The sequence below is a fragment of the Aeromonas salmonicida genome (genome assembly GCF_028355655.1).
In the GTDB taxonomy this organism is placed as follows: Bacteria; Pseudomonadota; Gammaproteobacteria; order Enterobacterales; family Aeromonadaceae; genus Aeromonas; species Aeromonas salmonicida.
This window is the reverse complement of the sequence record NZ_CP110645.1, coordinates 871,397-896,044: the sequence shown is the minus strand read 5'-3', so window position 1 is coordinate 896,044 and position 24,648 is coordinate 871,397. Positions and strand designations below refer to the sequence as shown.

Genomic DNA, 24,648 nt, shown 5'->3' with positions numbered 1-24,648 from the left:
CAAAAAAATCCCCAAGCGATACTTGGGGATTTTTGTATAAGAGACAGCCTATATACGTGATTTAATTGACAGCGAGGGTCGTGAACGGTAATGGATGCCATGAAGCTATGAGTCTCAAAGGCCCCCATCATACCAGCTCAACCGATCGGAGGCATCACCGCAGTTTTGTTAACGGTCATCATTCAAACATATCTTTTATATAAAAATACGTATACGGATTCAATGTTATAACCTCTTCGCATCGCTGCTTGAAGACTTCTATTGAAATGGTCTTATTACCGGGAGGCAACAGGATACCTCTCAATTCATCTTTCATTTTCTCTTTGAAATCATACCGTTCTTTATCTGTCAGGTTTAGGTCCAAGCCCCCCCAAAACCACGCATTCTCATTATTGCCCAAGAATTTATCAATGGTTTCCATTCCAAAAACCAAGGATGCTAGTGAGCTAATCTGCGGATAGGCTGCTCGCCAATCAATCTGATCCGTTTCTGCAACCGCGCGTGGTACACGCAATCTTGCTATTCCTCTATAAAATGCGGTCAATAGCGTATTCCAATACTCATGATTTCTTGCATGTTTTATGGCGACAGACCTCACTGCTTCCATCTCAGCAGGTGTCTTGGAGGGCATTGGTCGAAAGACCACCCTATTAAGAAAACTATCAGCTTTTCCAGCACTGTACCGCCACCGATATGCTGTCACATCAACATTAAACTCATTCGCGAGGACTTGTCCCGATGAACACAGCCCAAAAGCGCCATAGCAAGATTGCAATTCAATACGTTTTATATAACGAGACTGCTGATTACGGCCAATCATCCAACCTCTTAGAGCATTAGCAAGCTCGCCCGCATCCATATGATTTATAATATTCGGCCTACCATGAAGCCTAGCGGTCAGCGTCCCTGAACGTTCGTTGAAAATAATCATCGCATGCTCACCAAACAATGCAGGGGTCCGTAATCGCATAACATCAACCCGGCCAGCGACCAACTGATATTTCAACAGAATATGACTAGCCTCTACCACACCACTGGAAAACATTGGCACAAAGCGGCCTTCTCCCGCATGGACCCAAGCAACATCTGCGGTACCTGTACTAGGCATAACGACGGCCCCTTCAGGAAGTGCATGCAACTGCTCAAGCTGAGTGATGTGCTGCGGCGAAGAGAGTAGTAGGCTCGAAATCTGATTGGTATTACTCAATTCCCGTTCAAAGGCAGCAACTTGCTCCGGCGCCAGCCCGCTGGCCTCCAGGATACTTATCGCCCCCTGCCCCCCAGCCGAATTGGCAATTGGCGGCGACACGATCGAAGACGGATTTTCTCCCAACGGCATGCCCGCGTAAACCACCATTGCAGACTCTTTCGAAGCCTTCGCTAATCTATCACTATTTGCCCACGGCAGAAAGCCACTTTCGCTGAATTGACCCAACTGCTCCACCGATACAATCTGCCTTCCTCCGCCCAAAACTGGATTCAGGGCATCATTTTTCATCCCGAAGTAGCGACCGCCTCCCAGCGAACCCATCACGTGGACGAGTTGCTGCTCCCTGAAAAAAAGCAAAAGCTCACCTGAAGACACCCTCAATGCATCATCGAGGCTACTGAGTTGGCGAGAACCTGAAAGTATTGATGTAATATCCGACGCTATATCTGTTTGCCCAGAGCGCGCTGCCAATTGTTTCAGTTGCTGAAGCAACAGTGGACGCCCCCCTCCACTCTCCCGCACCATATTAACAGCATAATCCCAGTAAACTTCCTGGCCGGTATCAGCGCGAAAGATGCTTTTTCTCACCGCATTATGCAGAGGAGTTCGGCCACCAACAAACGTCAGAGGCATAGCAGCGGAAGGTGACGCTGCCAGCGATTGCGCTCTATACCAGTCTGGCGCGGCCAACACCTTTGCGTTTGGCATCACCTCCGTCGGGAGCTGTCCCATGTTCACAGCACTAAAAGTCGACCGAGCATCCACAAGGGAGCTAAAGTCTGCGTACTTAATGACTTTGCGCTTCCAAGCTTGTTGATATCGCCTCTCCCACCCAGATAACGGCAGGATCAGCGGCGTGTCGATGGCAGGAGCAAACTGCGCGGCAGTCACATCGAATATATAATCCTGATTATTCAATCGGCCTATTACTGCAAAATGGTTCGCAGGCATCTTATCCCCACCATTCACCCAGATATACATTCCACGAACTCTAATATCGGTCATACCTTTTTGTTGCATGAACCTCTGAACAGGCATCACGACAGCCTCACAATTCTCTGCTGGCTTAGCCATCATCTGCCCGATGTCTGATATAGCGCGCAACTCATCTTCTGCCTTGCTCAACGCCTCTGGCAGTGTGTAAAGGGAGGTGCTTTCCTGAACGATCTCGCGTATCGGTTCTCTTGCCGCCACCACAGGATTATTGTTCACACGCGAACGATTAAAGAAACCTAGCGGGTAAGTTCGTCGATATTCAGCCTGCACACGAGCCAGGTCAGTCGACAATGCTCGAAATGTCGTTTCCGACGAAGGTCGACTCAACTGTCTTCTGATAATCATTTCAAATCGCTTATCTCCAAATACTTGAGCGAGCTCTTTTACGGCGGGTTTTTTACTCACAAGCAGTTTAACTTTATTGGCCAGGTCGGATTTTCGCCAAACTACCAGTTCACGTAGATCAGATGACATTGACTTTATACGTGAATAGCCAGCCATCAAGCGAGCAGGATCTGAAACAGCTTTACCGATTTGCAAAAACTCAGGTGTCATCAATGTCGTACAGAGAGCTCCAATTATAATCTCACCTAATGCACTCTCCCTCTCTGTGTCTGTAGATGCCATCATGTATTTATTCACACTCAAAGCAATACTCCCAGCGGAAAGTCCAGCTTCTACAGACAGCATTATTACCCTACCGATTAACCCAGCAGGGAGGCCGATAAACATGGTAGATAACATCGCCACAGAGATTAATTCTTCTGCCACTGTTGTGAATATATCCCAGAGCCTCTCTTTATCAGTATAAAAAAGATAGTTAATATTTGAAGATGCATGATCCAGTCCAATATCACTTAATGATTTCGCCACATCATCCACCCCTCCAATAGCAAACACATTAAGAGGGTAATATTTAATTTGGCGGCGGTCGGAAGCTGGTCCTGCAAAGAAAGCCGGGCCAGGTACATAGCATCTGAACTTAATAGCATCTTTCACATTTGGTATATCTTTAAGCTCAAAACCCTTACTTACATAATCACGAAACTTAGTGTCTACCACAGCACCGTTCATATTTGAACCAGTCAAATCCCAGACCCGCTCATCATCCAATGACAATAAAATACCTTCTGGCGGCCTATTTGGAATATGATAAAACCTCTCGGTTATTATATCTTTCTTTTTACCTGACGGGATAAAAAATAGATTGCGAAGGGGACTGCCACCCATGCTTTCTATTGATGTACCCGTGAGTCTTACTCCCATTGCTGACTTGTCACCATTCAAGAAATCAGTTATCAGTTTTTTATGCTCAATAGAAACCTTATCATTCGGTGCCGCCAAAAAATTAAGGCAGCGAAGAACAATTTCTCCACGATAATGATTTTGTAATGCCATCATACGCGGTGAAGAATTTCTGTAATCATTTATGCTATCCAACATGTCATTCTGAATATTTGATATTTTACTTTGCAATCCCCTCAAAAAATCACTATGCCCCTCTAAGTACAGTGGCGTCTCACTAGATAAAAGCGGCCTGTTCCGTTCAATTAACCCCATAGCGAACTCTCGAACGGGTATTTTATATGCGACTCTATCATGGACGGTTAATGGAAGATATGGAGTCCCGCTAGATATCACAGTATCTCGCAAAATTAAAATCAGACTGTCTGGTTTTAGATTTATTGAACGTCCGATTTTACGCTCATACTCTTTAATTTCTTTTTTTATTGCATTATCAACAAAATGAACTGGGTTGAAAAATGAAGCAAATGCCAGATCGGCTTGCTGCGTCATATGAGTAACCATACGATCCATCATAGCATCATCGATCAATGGCCTGCTGGCATTAAATAAATTATCGGTAAATTGCTTAAGAAAAAGGTCAAGCTCATCGCCAAACATCTGCAGATGGTCCTGGACCTTACTACGCCATAATTGATGCCTAGACTCGTTCAAGCTGGACAACAATTCCCCCCCCAAAGATCTGCTGGATACCGATAAAACCAAATTCTGCACAACGGGTCCATGCGCGGGTTTAAGAGTAGGAAAAACCCAATCATTAATCTCTGATGGAAATCTCGGCGTCGCAGCCCGCATTTTTGCTTTAAACTGCCAATTACTATCCCAGTCAAAGTATCTCTGTTCATGTGGAGTGCAATAGGTGATTAGTTTTCCGCCAAATAGACTAGGTTGTTCCTCCACGCAGTTTGTTGTATATCTATGGACTTTTTGAGGGATAAAGGTATGCCAATTTTCAGAAATACTGAACACCATCAGACCGTCCTGAGACTCCAAGGCAAACAAGTCGACAAAGATTAAGTTCCCATGCCAAATTGTTTTTCCAGGGTTATTACCATCGAGATATTGCTGTACTGCCTGCCTACGCACCGAAGGCTGTTTTGTATCTGTTACGAAATTGCGGCACTTTATCTTAATCAAAAGATCAAGCATACCGTTATCAAGACTCAATAGTACCCCTTCAGTACCTAGCTGCAAAGGGATCGCAGAGGTAATAGTGGGCGTTGCCGCAGTGGCCGTTGTTGTTGTTGTTGTTGTTGTTGTTGTTGTTGTTGTTGTCGCCGTTGCAGTAACCCCATCGAACTTGCTGGTAAAAGGCAGCGTTGGTAACGTCATCTCCCGAGATTTCGTAGACGTAGCGTTCAGATAAAGACCTAATACAGCATTCCGTTGAATATCTGAATACATAGCACTAAATATTTTTTCAGCATTAAAAACAGATAGATAGTATGTAGCACTAAGAGGATCTTTAACTTCTGGCAACATAAACTGCATCAATTCAACAAATTCATTTTTCCCGCTAGAACTGTAGAGTATTTTAATATCAGGATTGCTTATAATTTGCATCCCCTCGGTCCTGATACAAATTAAATAATTTCGCGACAGCAAATTATATACAATGAATTGTCCATGATTATTCTCAACGACAAACATACCTGGAATAACTTTTTCCGTAACGTCATCGATAAGGGCTCTGGGTCTTCCCACGAATGTGGGTCTATAATTTCCTTTTTGTGTATCTTTTAAATATTGTGCCTCGACCTCTCTTTTTATGTATAGAAGGTCTTGACCGGACTTTGGTAGCCTGACGGAAGGCGGCAATGACATCCGCACCACACTAGAAGTTGTTGCGTTTGATGCCCAATCATTTATCGATATAGTTTGGGATGGGCCATGGTCAGAATTGAATGACTTGGCAGCACTGTTACTTACAGGCGCAGCATCGGCCCCCTCATGATAAGGAGGAAGGTAGCCTGCAAACTTATCTAGCCTCATTGAAACATCACTTACAATATTGTAAAAATATTGCCCAGCTTGGCCGGCCATATATGACAGATATGAGCTGCCTTCATCAGTCCCATTAGCCACATTCGCTTGACTTCCCGACGGTATATCCGGCCACTCACGCCCGTACGTATTAACCCAGTCTTCCCTATGAGCGACTGAACCTACAACATTGCGATATGTATTCACGCCTGAAGCCGTTAATTGCATCAGCGTCAAGGCAATATCCCGATATGAAATGTCTCTGTCACTCTTTGATAGATCAGCTGGTAGAGCAGGGATCCATTCACACTCATCAGTCGACTCCTTTCCACACTCTAGCCCGAGACCATCTTCGATCCCTCTCTGCAAGAGAAAACCTAATTGTTCCGCATGTGAGCGAAGATACTTCATTAAATTAGATGATAATATTTTTGCTTTTTTTTCAATGTCATCATCTGACAAAGCTTTATTTTTAGCATAAATTATAGCTTTAAAAAACGCGTTCTCTCCATTAAATACTCTTCCATTGATACCGTACTGATTATAAGCCAATCCCTTGCCCTGATGGCCATGGCACTCTATTTCTATTATATCCGTCTGTTTGATATCAAGTTCGCTGTACCCAATCCAACATGCATCTACCTGATCAGTAAAGACTGAGTGCGGACTACCCTCTCCTGGCTCACATAGTGCCAAAGGCTGATGCAGTCGCAAACCCATAGGCTGAATGTTTTCAGTCATTGCCAAGCAGCAAGCCTCAAGCAAGCGGCCGGTAAATTCTCTCCCCTTCACCCTACGATTGACAGCCCTATTAATCAATTCATTTGGCGGAATGCTAGTATCCTGAATAAAATTAATGCTCACGGGAGTATGCAGATTGCCATTATATATTTCATCATAATTTGTTACGCGGTCAAAATAATCAAGAGGGGCAACAACATCGAAATGATCATGACTGTCATTTTGTTTTAGATAAGCCACACCATCAGCATCCTCATATCGAGTACAGAGGTCTAGCTTTTCCATTAATTTATTTCCGATAGCATCGGAGATAATGGTAAAAAACTCATCACAATCACTCATGCGCTGCAAGTCTGATTTATTAAAACCTTTTTTCACCCCATCGGCACAATATAAATAAAATCGACCATTGCCAATGGTTTTATCATATAATCTTTCTGCATCAAGTTTATCAAGCAAAGTCCGTTCGATCGTATCTTGACCAGAGTAGACTCTTTTCAAATCACAAATTGCCTCATGAATTTGTTCTTTAATGACATCACTCAATGAGGTTGACACCTGGCTGAGCGGACTATCTAAATCCCCTTTGTAGTTAATTACGCTTAACACCTCGCCCTTAGTTGCCCTACTCAGCCAAAAATCATCACGCAACTTTATAGCCATATATGCTCGAAAGAAACATGCGCCATCAGACTTTACATTGAACACCTTGGAAAAATGATCTTCAGACTCATATTGAGCATCAATTGACTTTATTGATCTTAATGTGAAAGCATTATTTACAGGCGAAAAACTGAGCCACCACTGTGGCTTGAGATCATTCTTATTATACTCTTCAATCATCAATGAAATTTCCACCGAGGGTGCGCCATGCTCACCTGGGAAAATCACAGCAGCCATCAATAACAATTCTGGATTATTCATAGCAAATTGAGATAACGTTAACGAGCTCAATATTTTATTATGAACACAATCCCTTATCTTTTTTCCTATATTGAGCTGATTTTCATCATTCTCCGCAATAGCCTTTATTAGCACCTTAGTAAGGTATGGTACTATCTCCCCCCTGTCACTCTTAACATCTGTAGACGGGAATATTAGCTCAACAAATGATTTAATATCAGCAACATGATTTGATTTAATATATCTCATGAAACTATCAATATTTTCTTTGAGAGTAAGATCCTCCACCTTAAACGCCAATTCTCTTCCTTCATTCATTCCCTTTTGTAAAATCCTAATAACATTAGGACCGTCAAATTCGCAATTTGATTCAACGTCTATTGAAGAAAAATCATCAACTCGCATTTAATTCCCCGCTATTATTGAGAGTTAATAAAAGTTAATGAGACGACGAGCATCCCATTAACAGCACCATTTGTTATAGAAAGCTCCACCTAAAATGCATAACTTAATTTTTTTAATTATTCATGGGCGTTATAGCCTATGAATGCCCAAACCCCAAGTGACAGCCACACTCGGGGTTTTCTGACAGGCAGACCAAGGTCTGTTTAGTTTATTTATTACTCTCACATACGCCGTGACTTCTCCTACTGGGCCGTGTAGTTACGCAAACTGATTTTACCCATCATCAACTTTTTGAACCGACACATCGCCGTTGCCGCCATCGAGCAACGGAGCCCCCCCCGATATTTTCTTCCTTATACGCCAGCCATTCCTTTTGCATCTCCTGCACGACCTTATTTCTTGTCTGTCTGTCTGTCTGTCTGTCTGTCTGTCTGTCTGTCTGTCTGTAGTGGTCAACTAAATCCGGACACTTGGTTAGGCCGATCTTCGGCTGTGGTTGGCTTTGCTGTGACTAGGCTGTGTTCTTAAAGTGATGAAGATATAATCTCACATCTTCTCAACAGCTTAAGACCTATGCAGTGTCCCGTCGTTACCAGTTGACCGATGCACAATGGGGGCTTATCGAGCCCATTTTTCCATACCACCGCATAAGCGGACGCCCTACTCGTGAGCCACGCCAAGTGCTTGATGGCATTCTCTGGATACTTCACACCGGTGCACCTTGGCGAGATCTGCCAGAACGTTTCGGCCCATGGAACTCGGTCTACAACTCCTTTCGACGTTGGCAAAGCACAGGCCGCATCGATGCCATCCTTGCGGCGCTGCAACTGCATCTCAATGAAGAAGGGCTTATCGACTTCGACCTGTGGTGCATTGACGGCTCCAATGTCAGGGCATCAAAAGATGCTGCCGGGGCGCGTAAAAAAACACTCCGGTTAATCAAGCGCTTGGTCGCTCTCGTGGTGGTTTCGGCAGCAAAATTCACTTGGTCACTGATGGTAATGGTTTACCGCTGGGGTTCTGCCTTTCGCCGGGGCAATCAGCGGAAATCAGATATGCGACAAGTGCGTTGGCCATGGCAAGGAGCCCGACTTCATCAGGCCGTTATCGCACGCGGCCAACGCATCTTGCCGCAGATAAGGCCTATAGCAGCAGGGCTCTGCGGGCAGAACTCCGGCGCAGAAAGACAAAAGCGGTTATCCCGCAACGCAGCGACCAGCAACGGCACCATAAGGGACGTCCACTGGTGTTAGACAAAGCTCGTTATCGTAGGAGAAATGTGGTCGAACGGTGCTTCGGATCGCTGAAGAAGTTTCGCCGATTCTCAACGAGGTATGAAAAGCTGGCGGGAAGTTTTGCAGCCTTTATCAAGCTGGCTTTCTGCCTTCGTTACTTACGGGAACTATTGGTGCACAGAAAACCAGCATTTTGAGAACACAGCCTAGACCCATGAGAGCTTCTTTCAGCACTCGGTGCTTTCCGGTACCGCGTTTCCTAGCATTCCACTCGCCTTCACCAAACACCTTCAGGCCACTCGAGCAAGAAGTCGAGTAGCTCTTGAGTTGCTCGCAGAGTCAGACTGAACCTCTCCTTGAATATCAAGCAGATGAGCGAGCCACGTTTAATCAAAGAGTTGTTATCTTTAGACCTGCTAGTGATGGGATGGTGATGTGCCCATAATCCAGACTTGAAGGGGAACGTGGTGATCAGCTCACAGAGATCTCCGTAAGTTCCATTCAAGCTGAATTGATTTGGGCACAACGCCATTTTTTATTACCCCCCCCCCCGCTTATTGACACTTTGGATAACAAGAGCGCGGTTGCAACAAAATCACCATCGGACGGCCATTTAAAACCTTATGAACCTTTTGCAGACCAGTAGCCTGAATCGCGGAGTTACCGACAAACCGTAACCGAGTGCGCACATAGAGTTCACCCTTTCCCCACTGCAAAGGCGTCAGCCGCATATCAAAAACCAGGGGTAGCATGGTCACTTCATAACGGATGGAGGCTACCTGCAATGGCCGTCCTTCCATCTGGCTCAACACTGTCACCTCCACGGTAGCGGGATGAGGCAGAGCTTCATTCAAGTGCACCTCTCCTTTAAGGATCTGTGACATAGGGGGGGCAATCGTGGTGGTAACGCAGCCGCCGAGAGTCAGCAGCACACATAACAATAAAGGCCTCATAACACCGGATCCTTCTCTCGTCCAGCAACAGACGATCCAATGTCTGCTCCTGAGTTCAAGTCAAAATGAAAGTTTGGCGCAATGCCGTTATCAATGAAAGCTGGCCTATATCAACTGGATGGCGGCGCCCGACGAAGTAGCCGGACTAGCGGAGATCCGTAGCCTGATCTTGCAGGCCGATATCTGGCGATTGCGTTGCAGCGTCAGGCTCTTTTTATCGAAATTAAAGCGGAAATTGAACCGTTCAGGGCTGCGGTTGAAGCTGTTTAGTTGTCGAAATATCACCTCGATCACCTGATGAGGCTGCACGGCGACATCGACCTGCATCACCAGGATGCTACCGTTCGGGTACCAGAATGAGGGAGAGCGACAAGCGCTCGTTAAAATAGAGTGCTGCCCCCCCTCCCGGGTCAGGATCAGTAAGGGCAAACCATATTTGGTGGCAAACTCGACGAGCAGCCGATTGATGATGGTGGCGTCCATGATTTCCTCCAGCAGAGAGGATGTTAGCTCTGGCGTCCTGATGAGGGCTATCACTCAAAGGCGACTAATTTTAGAAAAGTGGTTGGCAAACAAAAAAGGCGCCCGATGGGCGCCTTGCTGCCTGCTCGCGTCAAGCTACCCCGAAGGCTGCCTTGAGCGTCTGGTTGAGGGTCTGGGAGTACTGCTGCATCAGTTGCAGCACATCCTTCATGAAGTTGGCATTGAAGGCCATGTTGTCTTCAACCTTCTGCTTCTCGGTCTGATGGATGGTCGCCATGACTTCATCTTCCTTGGCCTTTGCCTGACTCTCGCCCTGGGCAACCTGCACCGCCGAGTTGCTCATCTGCGTTACGGATTGGCTCACGGTGTTGTTGGTCTGCATCTCTACCGATGTTTGGCCGGACTTCGTCTTCAGCGCGTTCAAAGCAGAACGATCTTTCTGCTGCTCCATCCCGAAGAAGGCCTTAGCCACTTCTTTATGATTTGGCTGCTGGCCCTGCGCGCGCAAGTTAGCGACCTCGTTACGCACAACATTATCGCGAATAGCCATATTCTTTTCGAGATTATTCTGCTGCTTGATGGCCTTGGCCCCGTCTTTCAGGTTGAGCGCCCCGGTGATGGCCGAAAAACCAGCCATCACGCCGGAGACCACAGCCATGGCGATCATCAGCTTGGCGCCATGGCGCATCTCGGCCACCTGATCCGTCTGGCTGCGGATCACGTGGTTGTTCAGCTGGTCGCGCTGGGTCAGCCCCATCTCGCGTGCCAGACGAGCCAGCAGAAACAGTTGTGACAACAAATCGAGGTGGTCGTCTGGGTTCTCTTTGATCAGGGCAACATCTTGCGCGAGCTTAGTGCGGTCAAGCTGGAACAACGCTGACATCGAATCAAGGTTTTCGCTGATCGTGGCCATGGCCCCATCAAGCTTGGTGCGGTCAGACAAAACCAGCCCTGACATCAGGTCAAAGTGATCACTGATGACGCCAGCGACCTGTTCCAGCTGTGCGCTGCCAAACAGGAAAAGCTCAGATATCATATCGACGGTTTCGCTAATCACCGCACTGACCTGACCCAGATTTGTGCTGTCGAGGCGCTGGGTCGGGGGCGGCAAGTCAGGCCTTCCCGTCAACGTGATTTCGCTGCCAGATGATGTAATGCCCGCTGCGTGGATGGTTTCAGGGCGCCCCGGCGCAAAGGGCTTCACGGCTTTTTCTGTGAAGGATCTGGTAAGAACCGGATTGCAGGTGTTCTCGTTAATGTTCATATGACAATGTCCTTATGTGGTGGCCGGTCTGCTGGCAATATCTCTCATCATCTTGTCCCTTGCGCTGAGCATCTGGAAGATCATCTCCATGGTCTGCTGGAACGCCTCCATTACCTGAGAGAGTGCGTCCTTGATCTTATCGATCACCTCCTGCAGCTGGGTCATCTCGCTCTTGTTCTGCTGCAAATCTGCCTGCGCATTAAGCGCAGCAGACTCTTTGGATGACTGAACCGATTTGGTCACCCCACCGCTCACATTGAGCGCCACGTCGGTAGCCTGTGTGCCCAACTGCATCACCTTGGCTCCCTGGCCAGTCATCGTCATGGCTTTAACCGTGCTATTGGCTGCCATTTTCGCCGCCAGTTCACCAGCCTTGGTCACCAACTTGGCACTCATCTCCGCAGCCTTCCCGCCGATCTTGGCCCCGACCTTGGTAATGATACTGCCGATAGAGGTGCCAAAACTGGCCGCCACAGAGATGGCAGCAAGGGCTATTTCGATCCCCATGAGGGCAGGACCCAGATGCTTCATCACCTCTTTCGAGATCAGCCCCGCTTCGGCGGCATGCTGCACCGACATGCTGACCATGCCGACCACGCCGGCGGCGATCATCAGGGCACCTGCGACGGCGCCCACCCCGGTCGCCACCATGATGGCTCCGATGACCACAGAAGCGATGGCACTGATCCAGCCGAAAACCTTGCCGACGATGCCCGCTTTCTTGGCCTCCGTGGCACTCTGCTGAGCCTCTTCGATCTTCTCCTGGTTCTCGCCAATCTTCTTCTCGTTCAATTCACGAGCGCGGCGGACATCATCGAGCTTAAGCTTGGTCTGGGTCTGCTCCAGTTTACTGGTGAGCATGCCAAGCTCAATCTCGAAGGCGGCCGGCGAGGTGAAGGCTGCCGTCACCAGGGCGCCGACACGGGGCAGCAGCTTGCTGTTGTTCTCCACAGTCGCGCTGACCAACCCGCGGATCTCTGCCATCACATTCTGGCCGGGACGATCATTGCTGGCTGCCAGCGGCGGGGGCAGAGCGACACCCGCGCTGGAGACTACGCCGCCCTCCTGTATAACAGTGGCATCGAGCCGGGTTTCACTGCGCGGCTCGGCAGCAGGCTGCAAGCCCGCCACATTGCCGATGTTTCCCTGCGGGGAAACGCTTCTTTCATTGCTGATCGGGTTCATCTTGCTGATCCCTTCTGGTTGCGATGGCTTCCAACATGACCTTGGCGCTTGCCGCCAGATCAGCCAGCTGCGGGTCGCTGCCCGCCAGCAGGTGGGCCGAGTGGAAGCCACTCTCGGCCCCGGTTAAATCCCCCTGTTGCAACCGGCACTCGGCTGCATGAAACGGGAAACGGGGATCTTTCAAATCGAGCATGGCGCCAAAGCTGTAGCTCTGAACTGCCGTTTCGTACTCGCACATCGCCTGACGGCAGGCACCAAGCCCGAGGAAATAGCGCGGCTCGTAGTGATCCAGCATGCAGAGGGCCTGAAAAATCTTGTGTGCATCTTGCCACTTGCCCGCCTGGTATTGACCGAATGCCAGCGCATAGAGCTGCTCCAGGCTATCGGCGGAGATATCCTTCAACATGGCGATGGTGCCGCCATCGGCGAGGAAGGCCTCCAGTTCAGCTTCATACTCCGGGGCCAGAGTGGTATCGGTCTGCATGTGATCTCCTTAAATGGCGCCAAGAATGTCGCGCATGATGCTGTCGTATTTCTGGACAAAACGGTTGAGGGCTTCGATGGCCGAGTTGTAACGGGAGCTAACATCGTTGAGTCGGGTGGTCTTCTCGCTCACCAGATCATTGAGCGGACGTGAGCGGTCACTCACGCTGGTAGCAAAGTTGCCCAGCTTGTTGTTGTCCTTGTCGTAAGCGTAGAATACTTCGACATTTTTCATGGCACCGCTCTGTTTCTTGTCGCTCTCGAGGAACGTACGGGCACTAACATATTTACTACCCCCCCAACTATCCTTACTCATATCTTTTAGTAGGTCATATTCAGGCCCTTTGGTGAACGCTTCATGGGAGTCATAACCGTAGTGGCGGTAATCCTCCAGGTTGAGTGTTACGGGCGAAAATACCAGTTTATCCTTACTATTTTCGGGGGTAGATGAGAGCACCTTATTGATCTCTGACTGGATCACCGAGTAGATTTTCAGCTCGGTGGTAAGCTTCCTGATCTCATCAGTGAGCCCCTTGCGCTTGTCGTCCTGAACTCCCATTACCTCTTTAAAGATGCTGATGAGACGGTCATTTAAAGGGGTCTCAATAACCGGCCAGAGATCATCGTTCAGTGCCGCCAGCGCAGCCAAAGAGGTCAGGGTCGTGGGCGAATCTGGCTGCTTGAATGTTGCCAGCATCTTGTCGAGAGCACTGTCAGTAGTGAAATGACGAGATACAAGCTGTTCCAGCTGGGGCAGTGTGAGCCGCGTGAAATCATCTTTGCTGATCGAGATCCCTTTACTTGCTAACAGCTCGACCAGCTGTTGCTGTTTGCCCTGTAGAGGGGATGGCGCTGCGTCCAACCAACTGTTTATCTGGTTCTGGTTGCGGGTGTAGTCAGAGATAATGCTCATCACGTCTCCTTAAATCATCAGTCCGCGCATCATGGTCGGGCGCCGGCTTTTGCGGCTCTCCCCCTGCTGCTCCGGTAACATCGCCTGCCTGCGGCGAAACTCTGCCAGCAACTCCTGTTCAGCTACGGCGACCTGCTCGCCGGGTGCCTCGAACAGCAGCTGACAGGTCTGCTGCGAAAGGGCAAGGCCAGCCAGCATCTCCTGCAGCATGGCATTACGCTGTTCGCTGTCGGCGATGGCCTGTTCGGCTCGCTCGATGACATCGCTATGGTGGGCAAAACGGGGTTGTTTCATCATGACTCCTATTCTATGAGTCCTTTTTGGGCTTGCCTGTCACGCAAGGCCGTGCTTTTGTCGTTTTCGCATCTCGCGCAGGGAGCAGACCTGTTCAACCGCGAGAGCAAACCAGCCAGGTTCGGGTTCGCTGGCACCGGTCCAGTGGCGATAGAAGCGGCCCAGCCGCTCACCGCTAAGGCGACTGCCACGAAACACATCAACGTTGCCGTAGAGCTCGTAACCTGCCCCCAGCACTGCCCGTGTGGCCTCGGCCAGCAGGTAGAGCGCGGCGAAGGGGTTGGCCAACCCGCCGCCCCGCTCCCCCTCACGGCGCAGCAGCAGGATCCAAACTCGGCGAGTGTCGCTATCGACACGCCAGGCGAGATAGATGTGGCGATAGTGCAATCCATTGCCGAGCTGGATCGGGGTCTCCCCGAGATGGTGAGGAGTCACTGTCACGCCGTGAGCCTGCAGCCACGGGATGAGCGGATCGCCGCTCATAGGCAGACCCTGCCAAGCGGCTGGATATTGATCTGCTGGGTCAGCTCCTGATAGGAGAGCACCGGCAGGGCGTAGTAATCCCCCTCGATGAGCTTGCGTACATAGCGGCGGATATCCATGGAGACAATCAGCACCGGCTTGTTCTGCATCTGGGTGAGATCCCCCACGGTGTGGCGCACCTGATCGAGAAAGCCCTGGGTCACGGTGGGATCGAGGGCAAGATAGCTACCGGCGCTGGTCTGGCGAATGCCACCGCGGATCTGCTCCTCCACCTGCTGATCGAGAAGATAGGCAGGCAATATGTTGTTGCCGTTGGCATATTTGTAGCAGATGTAGCGTTTGAGGCTGCTGCGGATGTACTCGGTGAGCTGTACCACGTCTTTCTCCTTCTGGCCCCACTCCACCATGGCCTCCAGAATGGCGCGCATGTTGCGGATGGAGATGTCCTCCCCCACCAGCCGTTGCAAGATCTCGGTCATCCGCTGTAACGGAATGATCCGCTGCGCCTCCTTCACCAGCTCGCCATAGCTCCCTTCCATCTGCTCCAGCAGATAGCGGGTCTCTTGAATGCCAATAAAGTCTTCAGCGTATTCGCGCAGCACGTGGGAGAGATGCCAGGTCATCACCTGATCCGGGGTCAACGCAGCAAGGCGGGAGGTTTCCAGTCGTGCCTGATGTTCGCTAGCCACCCAGAGCGTGGGCTGCCCTGGCAACAGCGGTATCCCCTCCTCGTAGGAAAATCCCAGCAGATTGAGCTGGGCAGAGCTCTCCTGCACCAGTAGATGGCCCGGCCGCAGCTGGCCGCGGGCGACCGGCACCTCCTGCAGCTGGATCAGGTATTCACCCGCCCCCATCCCCTCGTTGAAACGCAGATGAATGCCCGGGAAAGGCACCCCAAGGTCGAGATAGAGGGCGCGGCGCACCCGTACCAGCTCGTCGTTGAGGGCAATGGCCTCCAACTCGGCCTGCAGGGCCGCATCCACATCGATCAGAAGGGGCACCGTCATGGCGAACTCCTCCTTTTCACCCAGCTTGCCACGGGGTTTACTGCCCGCCTTCGGCTTGCTGCGGGCGGCAGCAGCGCCGGCCCCCTGCGCCAGCATGGTGGGCAGATCCTGGCTCTGCTGGCTCTGCGCCTTGCGCTGGCGCAGCCCGATAAAGTAGCCCCCTGCCGTCACCACGGCGGCCAGCGAGAAGAAGGTGATCATGGGGAAGCCCGGGATCAGGCCAAACAGCACTAGCAACAGGCCGCCTATCAGCATCGCCTTGGGCTGGGCCACCACCTGGGCGCCGATGTCGGAACCGAGATCGGTAGACTCCTCGGACGATACCCGGGTCACTATGATGCCCGCGGTAATGGCGATCAGCAGCGCCGGCACCTGGGAGACCATACCGTCCCCCACCGTCAGGATGGAGTAGAGCTGCAGCGCATCGGCCGCCGACAACCCCTTCTGGCTGACCCCTATGGTGACCCCACCGAGAATGTTGACGAAGATGATGATGAGGCCCGCGATGGCATCCCCCTTCACAAACTTCATGGCACCATCCATGGAGCCGAACATCTGGCTCTCCTTCTCGATGACGCTGCGCCGCTCGCGAGCCTCGTTGACATCGATCACCCCGGCACGCATATCGCCATCGATACTCATCTGCTTGCCGGGCATGGCGTCGAGAGAGAAGCGGGCACTTACCTCTGCTACCCGCTCCGATCCCTTGGTGATAACCAGAAACTGGACGATGGTGATGATGAGGAAGATGACGATCCCCACTACCAGATTGCCCCCCACCACGAAGTTGCCGAAGGTGTAGACGATCTGGCCCGCATCGGCCTGCAACAGGATCATCCGGGTGGTGCTCACCGAGAGGGCAAGCCGGAACAGGGTGGTGATGAGCAGCACCGCCGGAAAGGCGGAGAACTCCAGCGGCGAGTTGATATAGACCGCCATCATCAACAGCACCACCGAGATGGTGATGTTGATGGCGATCAGGATATCGAGGGCCACCGGCGGCAGCGGCAGCACCATCATGAAAACGATGGCCAGCAGCAGCACCGCCAGCATGATGTCCTTGCGCTCGCCAATCCGGCGCATCAGCTCAAGGGAGCGTTGGTTCATTCTGCTCTTCCAGTTCAAGATATTGTTGATAGGCGAAACGGGCTTCATCCAGTCTTCCTGCCAGCTGGTAGGCGCGGCTGCGGCAGAGCCAGAGCGGACCATCGGCCTCCCCCTCCGCCATCAGCAGATCGGCATGACCGAGCGCCTCCTCGCCAAGACCCAGTCTGAGCAGGGCCACCAGCAGGGTGCGGCGGGCCGCCTGATTGTCGGGATGCATCTGCAGCAACGCTACCAGCAGGATGCGGGCACGATCCGCGTGGCCATACTGCAGGTGCAGCCAGCCGGTAAGCAGCAGCGCATCCTGCTGCTGTGACGAGATGATCATGGTCATACCTTGTGCAGCAGATGGAGAGTCATCTGCATCAGTTGTTCGTCCCCGATCAGTTGCTTCAGCAGCTCACTAGCTGCCTTCAACTCGGGGGTTGTCCCGGCCTCCAGCACGGTCCACAACCCCGCCATCGCCTGTGTAAAGTCGCGCGGGCGCAGCAGGCCGGGAAAATAGTGAACCGGGGTGGCGAAGTCATACAGGGTGCGCTCTACCAGATTGGCGGGATAAAGCCTGCTGATGTGAGGTTCGATGCACTTGCCATCCGGCAGCAGGGCGTAGCGCCCAGGCAGGCTCTGCTCCTGATCGTCGAGGCAGATGGCGCTGAGCTGCTCAATTCCGATATGGGCCGCTGTGATCCGGATCATGGCGCCACCACGTCATGTTGCAGTCGGGTCAGGGTGCGCAGCGCCTGATGGAGCAGCGGTAGGGTCACCGCCCGCTCATCGAGGGTTACGAAGAGGATCAGCCGATCCTCCCCCAGCCAGCCACAGCGCACCGGCAGGGCGGGCGCCTGGGCGGCGGCGGTAAAACTCATGGCGCGGCGAATGGCCTCACCGCTCTGATGCCACGGCAGCGTGCGGGCAAGCCAAAAAGTCAGTTGCCCCTGATGACGCTCCAGTTGCAGGGTACCGCTCTGCTCCAGTTCAAGTTGGATCAAGTAGTGGGGGCCATCCCCGATGGTGATGCCCAAATCCTGGCAAAACTGTACCAGCAGAGGTTCAAGCCAGTTCATGACGACTCTCCGGACAACTCATCCTCTTCCCGTTCGATGGCGTTATCGAGCGCGCCCTGACAACACTGCAACAGGTTCTGGCGCTGATCCTCCTCGCTAAAAAGATCCACCGGCAGCAGGCGGATCAACCGCTTGAGCTCCTGATAGAGCTGCACCTGCTGGTGTGTCTGCTTCAGCTCCATAGCGACGCCGATTTGCTCTACGTCGTACACCGAAGACCAACGCTTCTCCACCAACTCGATGAGATCCCCCATCAGATCAGAAGGCCCGTATGCCATAGCCCCCCCCCTCCTTCACCCGCTTCCACAGCTCGTCCACTTGCTCTGAGAAGGTTCTGAGCTGCTGCAGCGTATTCATATCGTTGATCAGCAGCGTCACTTTGACCCGGTCGAGCAAAGGCTGCTTACTGTCGAGATCGGCACCGAGGGCCTTGATCATGAAGCTGATCACCTTCTCCAGGGCACCATTGCCAAAGCGGCTGTGAATATCGCGCCAGGCGGCAGAGAGGCCGGGGTAGTCCTGCACCACATTCTTGCAATAGTAAACCCGCAGCTCCTGCTCAGAGCCGGCCCCCTCGCGGGCGGCCTCCTGCGCCGGACCGGTAATACGAACGCCAAGCACGATGGCTCTGCCCTGCTCATCGGCCAGTTTGCCCAGCGCCTGCTCTACCAACGTCAGCGTACCCCGCATTTCGGGGCGCTCGGCAAGAGTCTCGCGGGCGAGGCTAAGTGCCAAGTACTGCTGGCTCACCTCCTCTGAGTAGCCCGTGAGGCTGGCCAGCAGTTCGGGTAGCTTTGTCGGCAAGCTACTATCGAGGTTATCGAGGTAGTTCATTACCTCCCTTAGCCTCATCTGACGCTCAATCAATGGCAATTTCTTGATATAACCATCAACCAACTCTTTTATCTTGCCGATGCGGGCATTGCGGTCACTTACTCTTAGTCCCTTACCCTTCTTTCCTGCCGGGCTGGGGCGCTTTTGACCCCTTGCTAACGTGGGAGCGAAGGTTATCTCCTCCAGATTATCCACATTATTGGCCGGGTTGGCCTGATTGGCCGGGTTGGCCGGGTTGGCCGGGTTGGCCGGGTTGGCCGGGTTGGCCGGGTTGGCCTGCAACCCGTTCACCCCGTTGGGGATCAGCACCACCCGCTCTCCCTGAAAACTTCCCTGCTGGGTGCTAAGGGGGTATCTGGCCGCATCAGTAGCAGATGCAGACCGGTTCGCAGCGTCAGTGTAGGCTGCAATCTCATTACTCTGGTTGATAGTGGCCATGGCGGATCCCGTAATAAATGGGTCGATTAAAGTTGATGGGATTATACAAATCGCCCTCTGGTGCCCATGCCAAAATCGGTCGTGAATTTTTAGCCGGCTCGTAACGCTTTTCTAAAAAGTCCCGACTTGCGCTGAAATCCCCGCTCGCCCTCATCGCTTATAGTTGCCACCCGTTTTAATGGTGCAGATCTCCCAATGTTCTTCTCGCTCGACAACATCACAGGCCAGCTTCGCCACGCTATCGACGAGTGCCGCCTGATACAGATCCGTGGCCGGGTCACCCAGGTGACCGGCACCCTGCTCAAAGCGGTAGTGCCCGGCGTGCGCATCGGTGAGCTCTGCCATCTGCGCAACCCCGACAACACCCTCTCCCTACAGGCGGAGGTCATCGGTTTTGCCCAGCATCAGGCACTGCTCACCCCCCTTGGCGAGATGTTCGGCATATCCTCCAATACCGAGGTGAGCCCGACCGGCGCCATGCATCAGGTCGGGGTCGGCGAGCACCTGCTCGGTCAGGTGCTGGATGGTCTGGGCAACCCCTTTGGCGGCGGCCAGCAGCATGAGCCTGCGGCCTGGTATCAGGTCTATCGCGATGCCCCATCCCCCATGAGCCGCAAGCGGATCGAACAACCCATTTCACTGGGCATTCGCGCCATCGACGGTCTACTCACCTGCGGCGAGGGGCAACGGATGGGGATCTTCGCTGCCGCGGGGGGGGGCAAGAGCACCCTGCTGGCCTCGCTTATTCGCAGCGCCGAGGTGGATGTCACCGTGCTGGCGCTCATCGGTGAGCGGGGCCGGGAGGTGCGGGAGTTTATCGAAGCAGATTTGGGGGAAGAGGGACTTAAAAAGGCGGTACTGGTGGTGGCCACATCGGATCGACCAGCCATGGAGCGCGCCAAGGCGGGCTTTGTCGCCACCTCCATCGCCGAATATTTCCGGGATCAGGGCAAGCGGGTGCTGCTATTGATGGACTCCGTCACCCGCTTCGCCCGCGCTCAGCGCGAGATTGGTCTGGCCGCAGGCGAGCCGCCAACCCGGCGCGGCTACCCGCCATCGGTGTTTGCCGCCCTGCCTCGACTGATGGAGCGGGCCGGTCAGTCGGACAAGGGCTCCATCACCGCCCTCTATACCGTGCTGGTGGAGGGGGATGACATGACCGAGCCGGTAGCCGACGAGACCCGCTCCATCCTTGATGGCCACATTATTCTCTCGCGCAAGCTGGCGGCGGCCAACCACTACCCGGCCATCGACGTGCTGCGCTCCGCCAGCAGGGTGATGAACCAGATCATCGCGCCCGAGCATCAGATGCAAGCCGGTCGGCTACGCAGTTGGCTGGCCAAGTACGAAGAGGTCGAACTGTTGCTGCAGATCGGCGAATACCAGAAGGGGCAGGACAAGGTGGCCGACGAGGCGATCGCCCGTATCGAGGCAATCCGACAGTGGCTCAAACAGGACACCCATGAACCGAGCACCCTGCTCGAATCGCTCGCAACTCTGGAAGCGCTGACCCAATGATTGGCCGCCTGCAACAGATAAAGCAGGTGCGGCTGGAGCGGGCCGAGCAGCAGCTCACAGCACAACAGGCTCGGGTGCAACTCGCCCGCATCCGCCAGCGCGAAGCTGAGCAGGAAAGCCTCGACTACCGCCAGTGGCGCCTTGCCGAGGAGGCGCGCCTGTTTGCCATCTGTCAGGCGGAGCAACTCGATCGCAAGGGGCTCAAAGCGTGGCAACAACAGGTGGCCCTACTGCGAGCGAAAGAGGCCCACCTTGAGCAACTGGCTGCCGAACAGGGTGAACAGGTGATCGAAGAACGCACCCGTCTGCAGGCGTGCCAACAGACGGAGTATTGCGCCCGCCAGCAGCGGGAGAAGTTCGCCGAATTACACAGGCAGGAGCTGGCCGCCCGGCAAGCACTGCTCGACTACAACGAAGAGCAGGAACAGGAAGAGTTCCGCCAGCAGATCAGGATGTAACCAGAGATGAACCGACTCACCGCCCCCCGCACAGATACCCGGGTTGCTGACGAACAGCAAGGCTTGCCGTTCGAACCGCTCAAGGCGGATCAGGTGCTGCAGCAGCGTTTCGAGCAGGCGCTCGCACAACAGAGAGCACGTGACAACAAAGCCCTGCTCGACAAACCCAGCAAACAGGATGAGAACCGTCGGGCAGAGCCAGCGGTTCCATTTACCAGCAGCAAAGTGGCGGACAAGGAGAAGGAGCTGGTGGACAGAGGGCTGGCACGGCCGACCACGCGCAGCAAAGCCCTGAACGACAAGCTGGAGGTAAACGATGATCTGCAGGAATCCCAGCAGCTCCCCAGTACGTCCTCGCAGATACCCGAGGGTATATTGGCATCAACTGCACAACAAGGGCGTGAGACTACACGAGTGGATCAGGCCAAGTTGCTGCCACTAGCCGAGATGTCAATCGAAGGATTCACCAAGCAACCACAGGATGAAAAGCCCCTGGGGAGTAGTACGCTGTCCAAGAGCCACAAGCTACCTGTCGCTGCCGAGCCAGACACTCATGATAGAGGCAATAAATATGCCTCTGGCCTGCCACTAGCCGAGATGTCAATCGAAGGATTCACCAAGCAACCACAGGATGAAAAGCCCCTGGGGAGTAGTACGCTGGCCAAGAGCCACAAGCTACCTGTCGCTGCCGAGCCAGACACTCATGATAGAGGCAATAAATATGCCTCTGGCCTGCCACTAGCCGAGATGTCAATCGAAGGATTCACCAAGCAACCACAGGATGAAAAGCCCCTGGGGAGTAGTACGCTGGCCAAGAGCCACAAGCTACCTGTCGCTGCCGAGCCAGACGCTCATGATAGAGGCAATAAATATGCCTCTGGCCTGCCACTAGCCGAGATGTCAATCGAAGGATTCACCAAGCAACCACAGGATGAAAAGCCCCTGGGGAGTAGTACGCTGGCCAAGAGCCACAAGCTACCTGTCGCTGCCGAGCCAGACGCTCATGATAGAGGCAATAAATATGCCTCTGGCCTGCCACTAGCCGAGATGTCAATCGAAGGATTCACCAAGCAACCACAGGATGAAAAGCCCCTGGGGAGTAGTACGCTGGCCAAGAGCCACAAGCTACCTGTCGCTGCCGAGCCAGACGCTCATGATAGAGGCAATAAATATGCCTCTGGCCTGCCACTAGCCGAGATGTCAATCGAAGGATTCACCAAGCAACCACAGGATGAAAAGCCCCTGGGGAGTAGTACGCTGGCCAAGAGCCACAAGCAGCAGGAACAAAGCGTGCTGGCCGCCCGGCCTGAGGTGGGTGAACGGCAGCAAACAGCAGATGAGCCAACCAAACAGGCACTAGTGACCAGCGAGGAAGAGCTGCTTGGTCAAGAGATCTTTGCCGGCTCGGCCATCCGGGTTCCGCCTCTCGCGGCAACACAGGGGGACCTGCTGCTGGCACGGGTTGCACCCCGCTTCGATCATCACGAGCTGGGTCAGCTGCTCAGCCGACTAGCGGTGGATATTCACCTTGAACTGGGCCGCCCGGAGCGCCCACCAATGCTCCAGCTCACCCTGCCGGCGATCGGGGAGCTTGTCATTAGCATCGAGCACCATCAGGGCTCGCTGCAAGTGGAGATGTTGGCCAGCGAGCAGGGCTCCAAGCTGCTCAATCAGGGACGCGGCGAGCTGATCGACCGCCTGCAACGCCTCTACCCCGGCGAACAGGTCGCCTTTAACCTCTTTACACGAAGCGACAGCGAACAAGGGTCACGCCAGAAACGATCCATCTATGACGAGTGGGATGCCGACGCATGACATCGATTGCCTTTCCCTCCGCCTCACCGGCGGAGCTGACCCTGCAGCAGCGCCTCAGCCACTACCGCCATTCCTATTGCTGGAGTGGCGGCGAGCTCACACTCGCCATCGCGCAGCAGCCAGCTTCCCTCGACTGCCGGCTGCAACTGCAGTGGCAAGGGCTCTCCCTGCCGCTGTTTTGCCATTGCACCGAACTGGCCCACTGGCTTGCGCAGGACTTGCAGCAGGCAGCCCTGTTCAGTCTGCCAGAATCGCTGCAACTGGCGCTGATCGAGCGCCTCGGGCAACCACTTGGCGGCCTCAGTTGTTCGGCGCTGTCCCCACTCGCCACCTGCGAAGCGGCCGGTGAGGCTGCGCTGCAACTGCTGCTCAAGCGAGAGGGGGCTACCCTCGCCCTCTGGCTGGCCGAGCCAGGCCCGCTGTTTGGCAAACTGCCCCCACGACCAAGCCTGCAGCGCTTACAGCTACCGCTCACCCTCTCCCTTCAGTGGAGGACGATGCGCGTTGCAATCAGCGAGCTTGAGGCGCTGAGCTGCGGCGATGTCTTGCTGCCACCGCCGAGCCCCTTGCTCGGCCAGCAACTGCTGGTCTGCATCGAGGAGCGCCCATTTGCCTACTGCCAACCTAATCAACAACATCTGGAACTAACCGCTATGCACTACGCAGCCCCCGATGACGCCCTCGATGCCACCCAGCTCGAGCACCTGCTGGTGCAGGTCACCTTTGAAGTGGGCCGCCAGACACTGGACTGGCACGCCCTCACCACCCTGCAACCGGGTTCACTCATCGATCTCGGCACCCCCATCGATGGCGAGGTGCGGATCATCAGCAACGGTCACCTGCTCGGCAGTGGCCGGCTGGTGGAGATCCAGGGGCGACTCGGGGTACGGGTCGAAAGCCTCAAGAGCGAGTCGCCGTCATGATCCAGCTGCCGGACGAGCTAAACCTTATCTTCGGGCTAGCGCTGCTGGCTCTGCTCCCCTTTATAGCGGTGATGGCAACCTCCTTCCTCAAGCTGGCGGTGGTCTTCTCGCTACTGCGCAACGCCCTCGGGGTGCAGCAGATCCCCCCCAACATGGCAATGTACGGGCTGGCCATCATCCTCAGCATTTATGTGATGGCGCCGGTCGGTTTTGCCACTCAGGATTACCTTCGCCAGAACGACGTGTCGCTGGCCAAATCCGAATCGGTGGAAAAGTTTCTCGACGAGGGGATGGCCCCCTACCGCGCCTTTCTAAAAAAGCAGATCAAGCCGCGGGAGCACGCCTTTTTCATCGACAGCACCAAGCAGCTCTGGCCTAGCGAATATGCCGACCGGCTGGAGCCCGACAGCCTGCTGATCCTGCTGCCTGCCTTTACCGTAAGCGAGCTGAGCCGCGCCTTCGAAATAGGGTTTCTAATCTATCTGCCCTTTATCGCCATCGATCTCATCATCTCCAACATTCTGCTGGCGATGGGGATGATGATGGTCTCCCCCATGACCATCTCGCTCCCCTTCAAGTTGCTGCTGTTCGTGTTGCTCGATGGCTGGGCCCGCCTCACCCACGGGCTGGTCACCAGTTACGGAGGCTAGG

21 protein-coding genes and 2 pseudogenes are annotated in these 24,648 nt (G+C 53.5%); 6 read left to right on the top strand and 17 right to left on the bottom strand.

Annotation, left to right across the window (positions count from 1 at the left end; translation table 11 throughout):
- Positions 1-178 precede the first annotated feature (178 nt).
- Together ONZ54_RS04445 and ONZ54_RS04440 are read right to left on the bottom strand one after the other, a co-directional pair.
- Complete coding sequence (locus tag ONZ54_RS04445) at positions 179-7,543, bottom strand: hypothetical protein (protein ID WP_271787563.1); 7,365 nt, start codon at positions 7,541-7,543, stop codon at positions 179-181.
- A 116-nt stretch (positions 7,544-7,659) separates the two neighbouring features.
- Positions 7,660-7,943: pseudogene (locus ONZ54_RS04440) on the bottom strand (hypothetical protein); the annotation flags it as partial.
- Positions 7,944-8,121: 178 nt separating this feature from the next.
- On the opposite strand from ONZ54_RS04440, the gene ONZ54_RS04435 reads away from it, so the two are divergent.
- Positions 8,122-8,975, top strand: a protein-coding gene (locus ONZ54_RS04435) for an IS5 family transposase (RefSeq protein ID WP_271787562.1) whose coding sequence is annotated in 2 segments (ribosomal slippage) — positions 8,122-8,464 and positions 8,464-8,975 — 855 coding nt in all. Because the reading frame shifts where the segments join, the coding sequence is not laid out codon by codon here.
- A 25-nt stretch (positions 8,976-9,000) separates the two neighbouring features.
- On the opposite strand, the pseudogene ONZ54_RS04430 reads toward ONZ54_RS04435, so the two are convergent.
- The 15 genes and pseudogenes from ONZ54_RS04430 to sctW all read right to left on the bottom strand — a co-directional run.
- Positions 9,001-9,250: pseudogene (locus tag ONZ54_RS04430) on the bottom strand (hypothetical protein); the annotation flags it as partial.
- Positions 9,251-9,332: 82 nt separating this feature from the next.
- Positions 9,333-9,731 (bottom strand): YscW family type III secretion system pilotin, encoded by a 399-nt coding sequence (locus ONZ54_RS04425; RefSeq protein WP_271787561.1) that lies wholly within the window; start codon positions 9,729-9,731, stop codon positions 9,333-9,335.
- 105 nt (positions 9,732-9,836) lie between these two features.
- On the bottom strand, positions 9,837-10,214 hold the full coding sequence (locus ONZ54_RS04420; protein WP_271787560.1) for a type III secretion system chaperone family protein: 378 nt from the start codon (positions 10,212-10,214) through the stop codon (positions 9,837-9,839).
- A 130-nt stretch (positions 10,215-10,344) separates the two neighbouring features.
- Positions 10,345-11,478, bottom strand: a complete 1,134-nt coding sequence (locus ONZ54_RS04415; protein ID WP_271787559.1) for a YopD family type III secretion system translocon subunit — start codon at positions 11,476-11,478, stop codon at positions 10,345-10,347.
- A gap of 12 nt (positions 11,479-11,490) precedes the next feature.
- Positions 11,491-12,663: a type III secretion system translocon subunit AopB gene (aopB, locus tag ONZ54_RS04410; RefSeq protein ID WP_271787558.1), complete on the bottom strand. Its 1,173-nt coding sequence runs from the start codon at positions 12,661-12,663 to the stop codon at positions 11,491-11,493.
- On the bottom strand, positions 12,644-13,147 hold the full coding sequence (locus ONZ54_RS04405) for a SycD/LcrH family type III secretion system chaperone (RefSeq protein WP_271787557.1): 504 nt from the start codon (positions 13,145-13,147) through the stop codon (positions 12,644-12,646). The genes aopB and ONZ54_RS04405 overlap by 20 nt, the downstream gene beginning before the upstream one ends.
- A 9-nt stretch (positions 13,148-13,156) precedes the next feature.
- Positions 13,157-14,059 (bottom strand): virulence-associated V antigen, encoded by a 903-nt coding sequence (locus ONZ54_RS04400; RefSeq protein ID WP_271787556.1) that lies wholly within the window; start codon positions 14,057-14,059, stop codon positions 13,157-13,159.
- A gap of 9 nt (positions 14,060-14,068) precedes the next feature.
- Positions 14,069-14,356, bottom strand: a complete 288-nt coding sequence (locus tag ONZ54_RS04395; protein WP_271787555.1) for a type III secretion protein — start codon at positions 14,354-14,356, stop codon at positions 14,069-14,071.
- Between the two features lie 36 nt (positions 14,357-14,392).
- Positions 14,393-14,836 carry an LcrR family type III secretion system chaperone gene (locus tag ONZ54_RS04390; RefSeq protein ID WP_271787554.1) on the bottom strand — a complete coding sequence of 148 codons (444 nt, stop codon included), beginning with the start codon at positions 14,834-14,836 and terminating at the stop codon, positions 14,393-14,395.
- Positions 14,833-16,998, bottom strand: coding sequence for a type III secretion system export apparatus subunit SctV (gene sctV, locus ONZ54_RS04385; protein ID WP_271787553.1), 2,166 nt, complete (start codon positions 16,996-16,998; stop codon positions 14,833-14,835). Before sctV ends, ONZ54_RS04390 begins: the two co-directional genes overlap by 4 nt.
- Positions 16,931-17,275: a type III secretion system chaperone AscY gene (gene ascY, locus ONZ54_RS04380; RefSeq protein ID WP_271787552.1), complete on the bottom strand. Its 345-nt coding sequence runs from the start codon at positions 17,273-17,275 to the stop codon at positions 16,931-16,933. Before ascY ends, sctV begins: the two co-directional genes overlap by 68 nt.
- Positions 17,276-17,277: 2 nt before the next feature.
- Positions 17,278-17,643, bottom strand: coding sequence for a type III secretion apparatus assembly protein SctX (gene sctX, locus ONZ54_RS04375; RefSeq protein ID WP_271787551.1), 366 nt, complete (start codon positions 17,641-17,643; stop codon positions 17,278-17,280).
- Entirely contained in the window at positions 17,640-18,011 is a 372-nt protein-coding gene (acr2, locus tag ONZ54_RS04370) for a SycN family type III secretion system chaperone Acr2 (RefSeq protein ID WP_271787550.1), read from the bottom strand. Before acr2 ends, sctX begins: the two co-directional genes overlap by 4 nt.
- Positions 18,008-18,289: a TyeA family type III secretion system gatekeeper subunit gene (locus tag ONZ54_RS04365; RefSeq protein WP_271787549.1), complete on the bottom strand. Its 282-nt coding sequence runs from the start codon at positions 18,287-18,289 to the stop codon at positions 18,008-18,010. The genes acr2 and ONZ54_RS04365 overlap by 4 nt, the downstream gene beginning before the upstream one ends.
- Positions 18,270-19,283, bottom strand: a complete 1,014-nt coding sequence (sctW, locus tag ONZ54_RS04360; RefSeq protein ID WP_271787548.1) for a type III secretion system gatekeeper subunit SctW — start codon at positions 19,281-19,283, stop codon at positions 18,270-18,272. Before sctW ends, ONZ54_RS04365 begins: the two co-directional genes overlap by 20 nt.
- A gap of 195 nt (positions 19,284-19,478) precedes the next feature.
- On the opposite strand from sctW, the gene ascN reads away from it, so the two are divergent.
- From ascN to ascR, 5 genes are read left to right on the top strand one after another with little or no spacing between them, the layout of a single operon-like run.
- Positions 19,479-20,801, top strand: coding sequence for a SctN family type III secretion system ATPase AscN (gene ascN, locus ONZ54_RS04355; protein ID WP_271787547.1), 1,323 nt, complete (start codon positions 19,479-19,481; stop codon positions 20,799-20,801).
- Entirely contained in the window at positions 20,798-21,259 is a 462-nt protein-coding gene (sctO, locus tag ONZ54_RS04350; RefSeq protein WP_271787546.1) for a type III secretion system stalk subunit SctO, read from the top strand. The genes ascN and sctO overlap by 4 nt, the downstream gene beginning before the upstream one ends.
- A 6-nt stretch (positions 21,260-21,265) precedes the next feature.
- Entirely contained in the window at positions 21,266-23,074 is a 1,809-nt protein-coding gene (locus ONZ54_RS04345; RefSeq protein WP_271787545.1) for a type III secretion system needle length determinant, read from the top strand.
- Positions 23,071-23,997: a type III secretion system cytoplasmic ring protein SctQ gene (sctQ, locus tag ONZ54_RS04340; RefSeq protein ID WP_271787544.1), complete on the top strand. Its 927-nt coding sequence runs from the start codon at positions 23,071-23,073 to the stop codon at positions 23,995-23,997. The genes ONZ54_RS04345 and sctQ overlap by 4 nt, the downstream gene beginning before the upstream one ends.
- Entirely contained in the window at positions 23,994-24,647 is a 654-nt protein-coding gene (ascR, locus tag ONZ54_RS04335; protein ID WP_271787543.1) for a SctR family type III secretion system export apparatus subunit AscR, read from the top strand. The genes sctQ and ascR overlap by 4 nt, the downstream gene beginning before the upstream one ends.
- Position 24,648 lies beyond the last annotated feature (1 nt).

What these genes read in the sequence shown, in the direction of transcription:
- ONZ54_RS04415 (WP_271787559.1), bottom strand. Translation starts at nt 11,478, where the DNA reads ATGAACATTAACGAGAACACCTGCAATCCGGTTCTTACCAGATCCTTC.
- acr2 (WP_271787550.1), bottom strand. Translation starts at nt 18,011, where the DNA reads ATGAACTGGCTTGAACCTCTGCTGGTACAGTTTTGCCAGGATTTGGGC.
- ascN (WP_271787547.1), top strand. Translation starts at nt 19,479, where the DNA reads ATGTTCTTCTCGCTCGACAACATCACAGGCCAGCTTCGCCACGCTATC.
- ONZ54_RS04445 (WP_271787563.1), bottom strand. Translation starts at nt 7,543, where the DNA reads ATGCGAGTTGATGATTTTTCTTCAATAGACGTTGAATCAAATTGCGAA.
- ONZ54_RS04425 (WP_271787561.1), bottom strand. Translation starts at nt 9,731, where the DNA reads ATGAGGCCTTTATTGTTATGTGTGCTGCTGACTCTCGGCGGCTGCGTT.
- ONZ54_RS04395 (WP_271787555.1), bottom strand. Translation starts at nt 14,356, where the DNA reads ATGATGAAACAACCCCGTTTTGCCCACCATAGCGATGTCATCGAGCGA.
- sctX (WP_271787551.1), bottom strand. Translation starts at nt 17,643, where the DNA reads ATGATCCGGATCACAGCGGCCCATATCGGAATTGAGCAGCTCAGCGCC.
- ONZ54_RS04420 (WP_271787560.1), bottom strand. Translation starts at nt 10,214, where the DNA reads ATGGACGCCACCATCATCAATCGGCTGCTCGTCGAGTTTGCCACCAAA.
- ascR (WP_271787543.1), top strand. Translation starts at nt 23,994, where the DNA reads ATGATCCAGCTGCCGGACGAGCTAAACCTTATCTTCGGGCTAGCGCTG.
- ONZ54_RS04405 (WP_271787557.1), bottom strand. Translation starts at nt 13,147, where the DNA reads ATGCAGACCGATACCACTCTGGCCCCGGAGTATGAAGCTGAACTGGAG.
- sctQ (WP_271787544.1), top strand. Translation starts at nt 23,071, where the DNA reads ATGACATCGATTGCCTTTCCCTCCGCCTCACCGGCGGAGCTGACCCTG.
- ONZ54_RS04400 (WP_271787556.1), bottom strand. Translation starts at nt 14,059, where the DNA reads ATGAGCATTATCTCTGACTACACCCGCAACCAGAACCAGATAAACAGT.
- aopB (WP_271787558.1), bottom strand. Translation starts at nt 12,663, where the DNA reads ATGAACCCGATCAGCAATGAAAGAAGCGTTTCCCCGCAGGGAAACATC.
- ONZ54_RS04390 (WP_271787554.1), bottom strand. Translation starts at nt 14,836, where the DNA reads ATGAGCGGCGATCCGCTCATCCCGTGGCTGCAGGCTCACGGCGTGACA.
- sctW (WP_271787548.1), bottom strand. Translation starts at nt 19,283, where the DNA reads ATGGCCACTATCAACCAGAGTAATGAGATTGCAGCCTACACTGACGCT.
- ONZ54_RS04365 (WP_271787549.1), bottom strand. Translation starts at nt 18,289, where the DNA reads ATGGCATACGGGCCTTCTGATCTGATGGGGGATCTCATCGAGTTGGTG.
- sctO (WP_271787546.1), top strand. Translation starts at nt 20,798, where the DNA reads ATGATTGGCCGCCTGCAACAGATAAAGCAGGTGCGGCTGGAGCGGGCC.
- ONZ54_RS04345 (WP_271787545.1), top strand. Translation starts at nt 21,266, where the DNA reads ATGAACCGACTCACCGCCCCCCGCACAGATACCCGGGTTGCTGACGAA.
- ascY (WP_271787552.1), bottom strand. Translation starts at nt 17,275, where the DNA reads ATGATCATCTCGTCACAGCAGCAGGATGCGCTGCTGCTTACCGGCTGG.
- sctV (WP_271787553.1), bottom strand. Translation starts at nt 16,998, where the DNA reads ATGAAGCCCGTTTCGCCTATCAACAATATCTTGAACTGGAAGAGCAGA.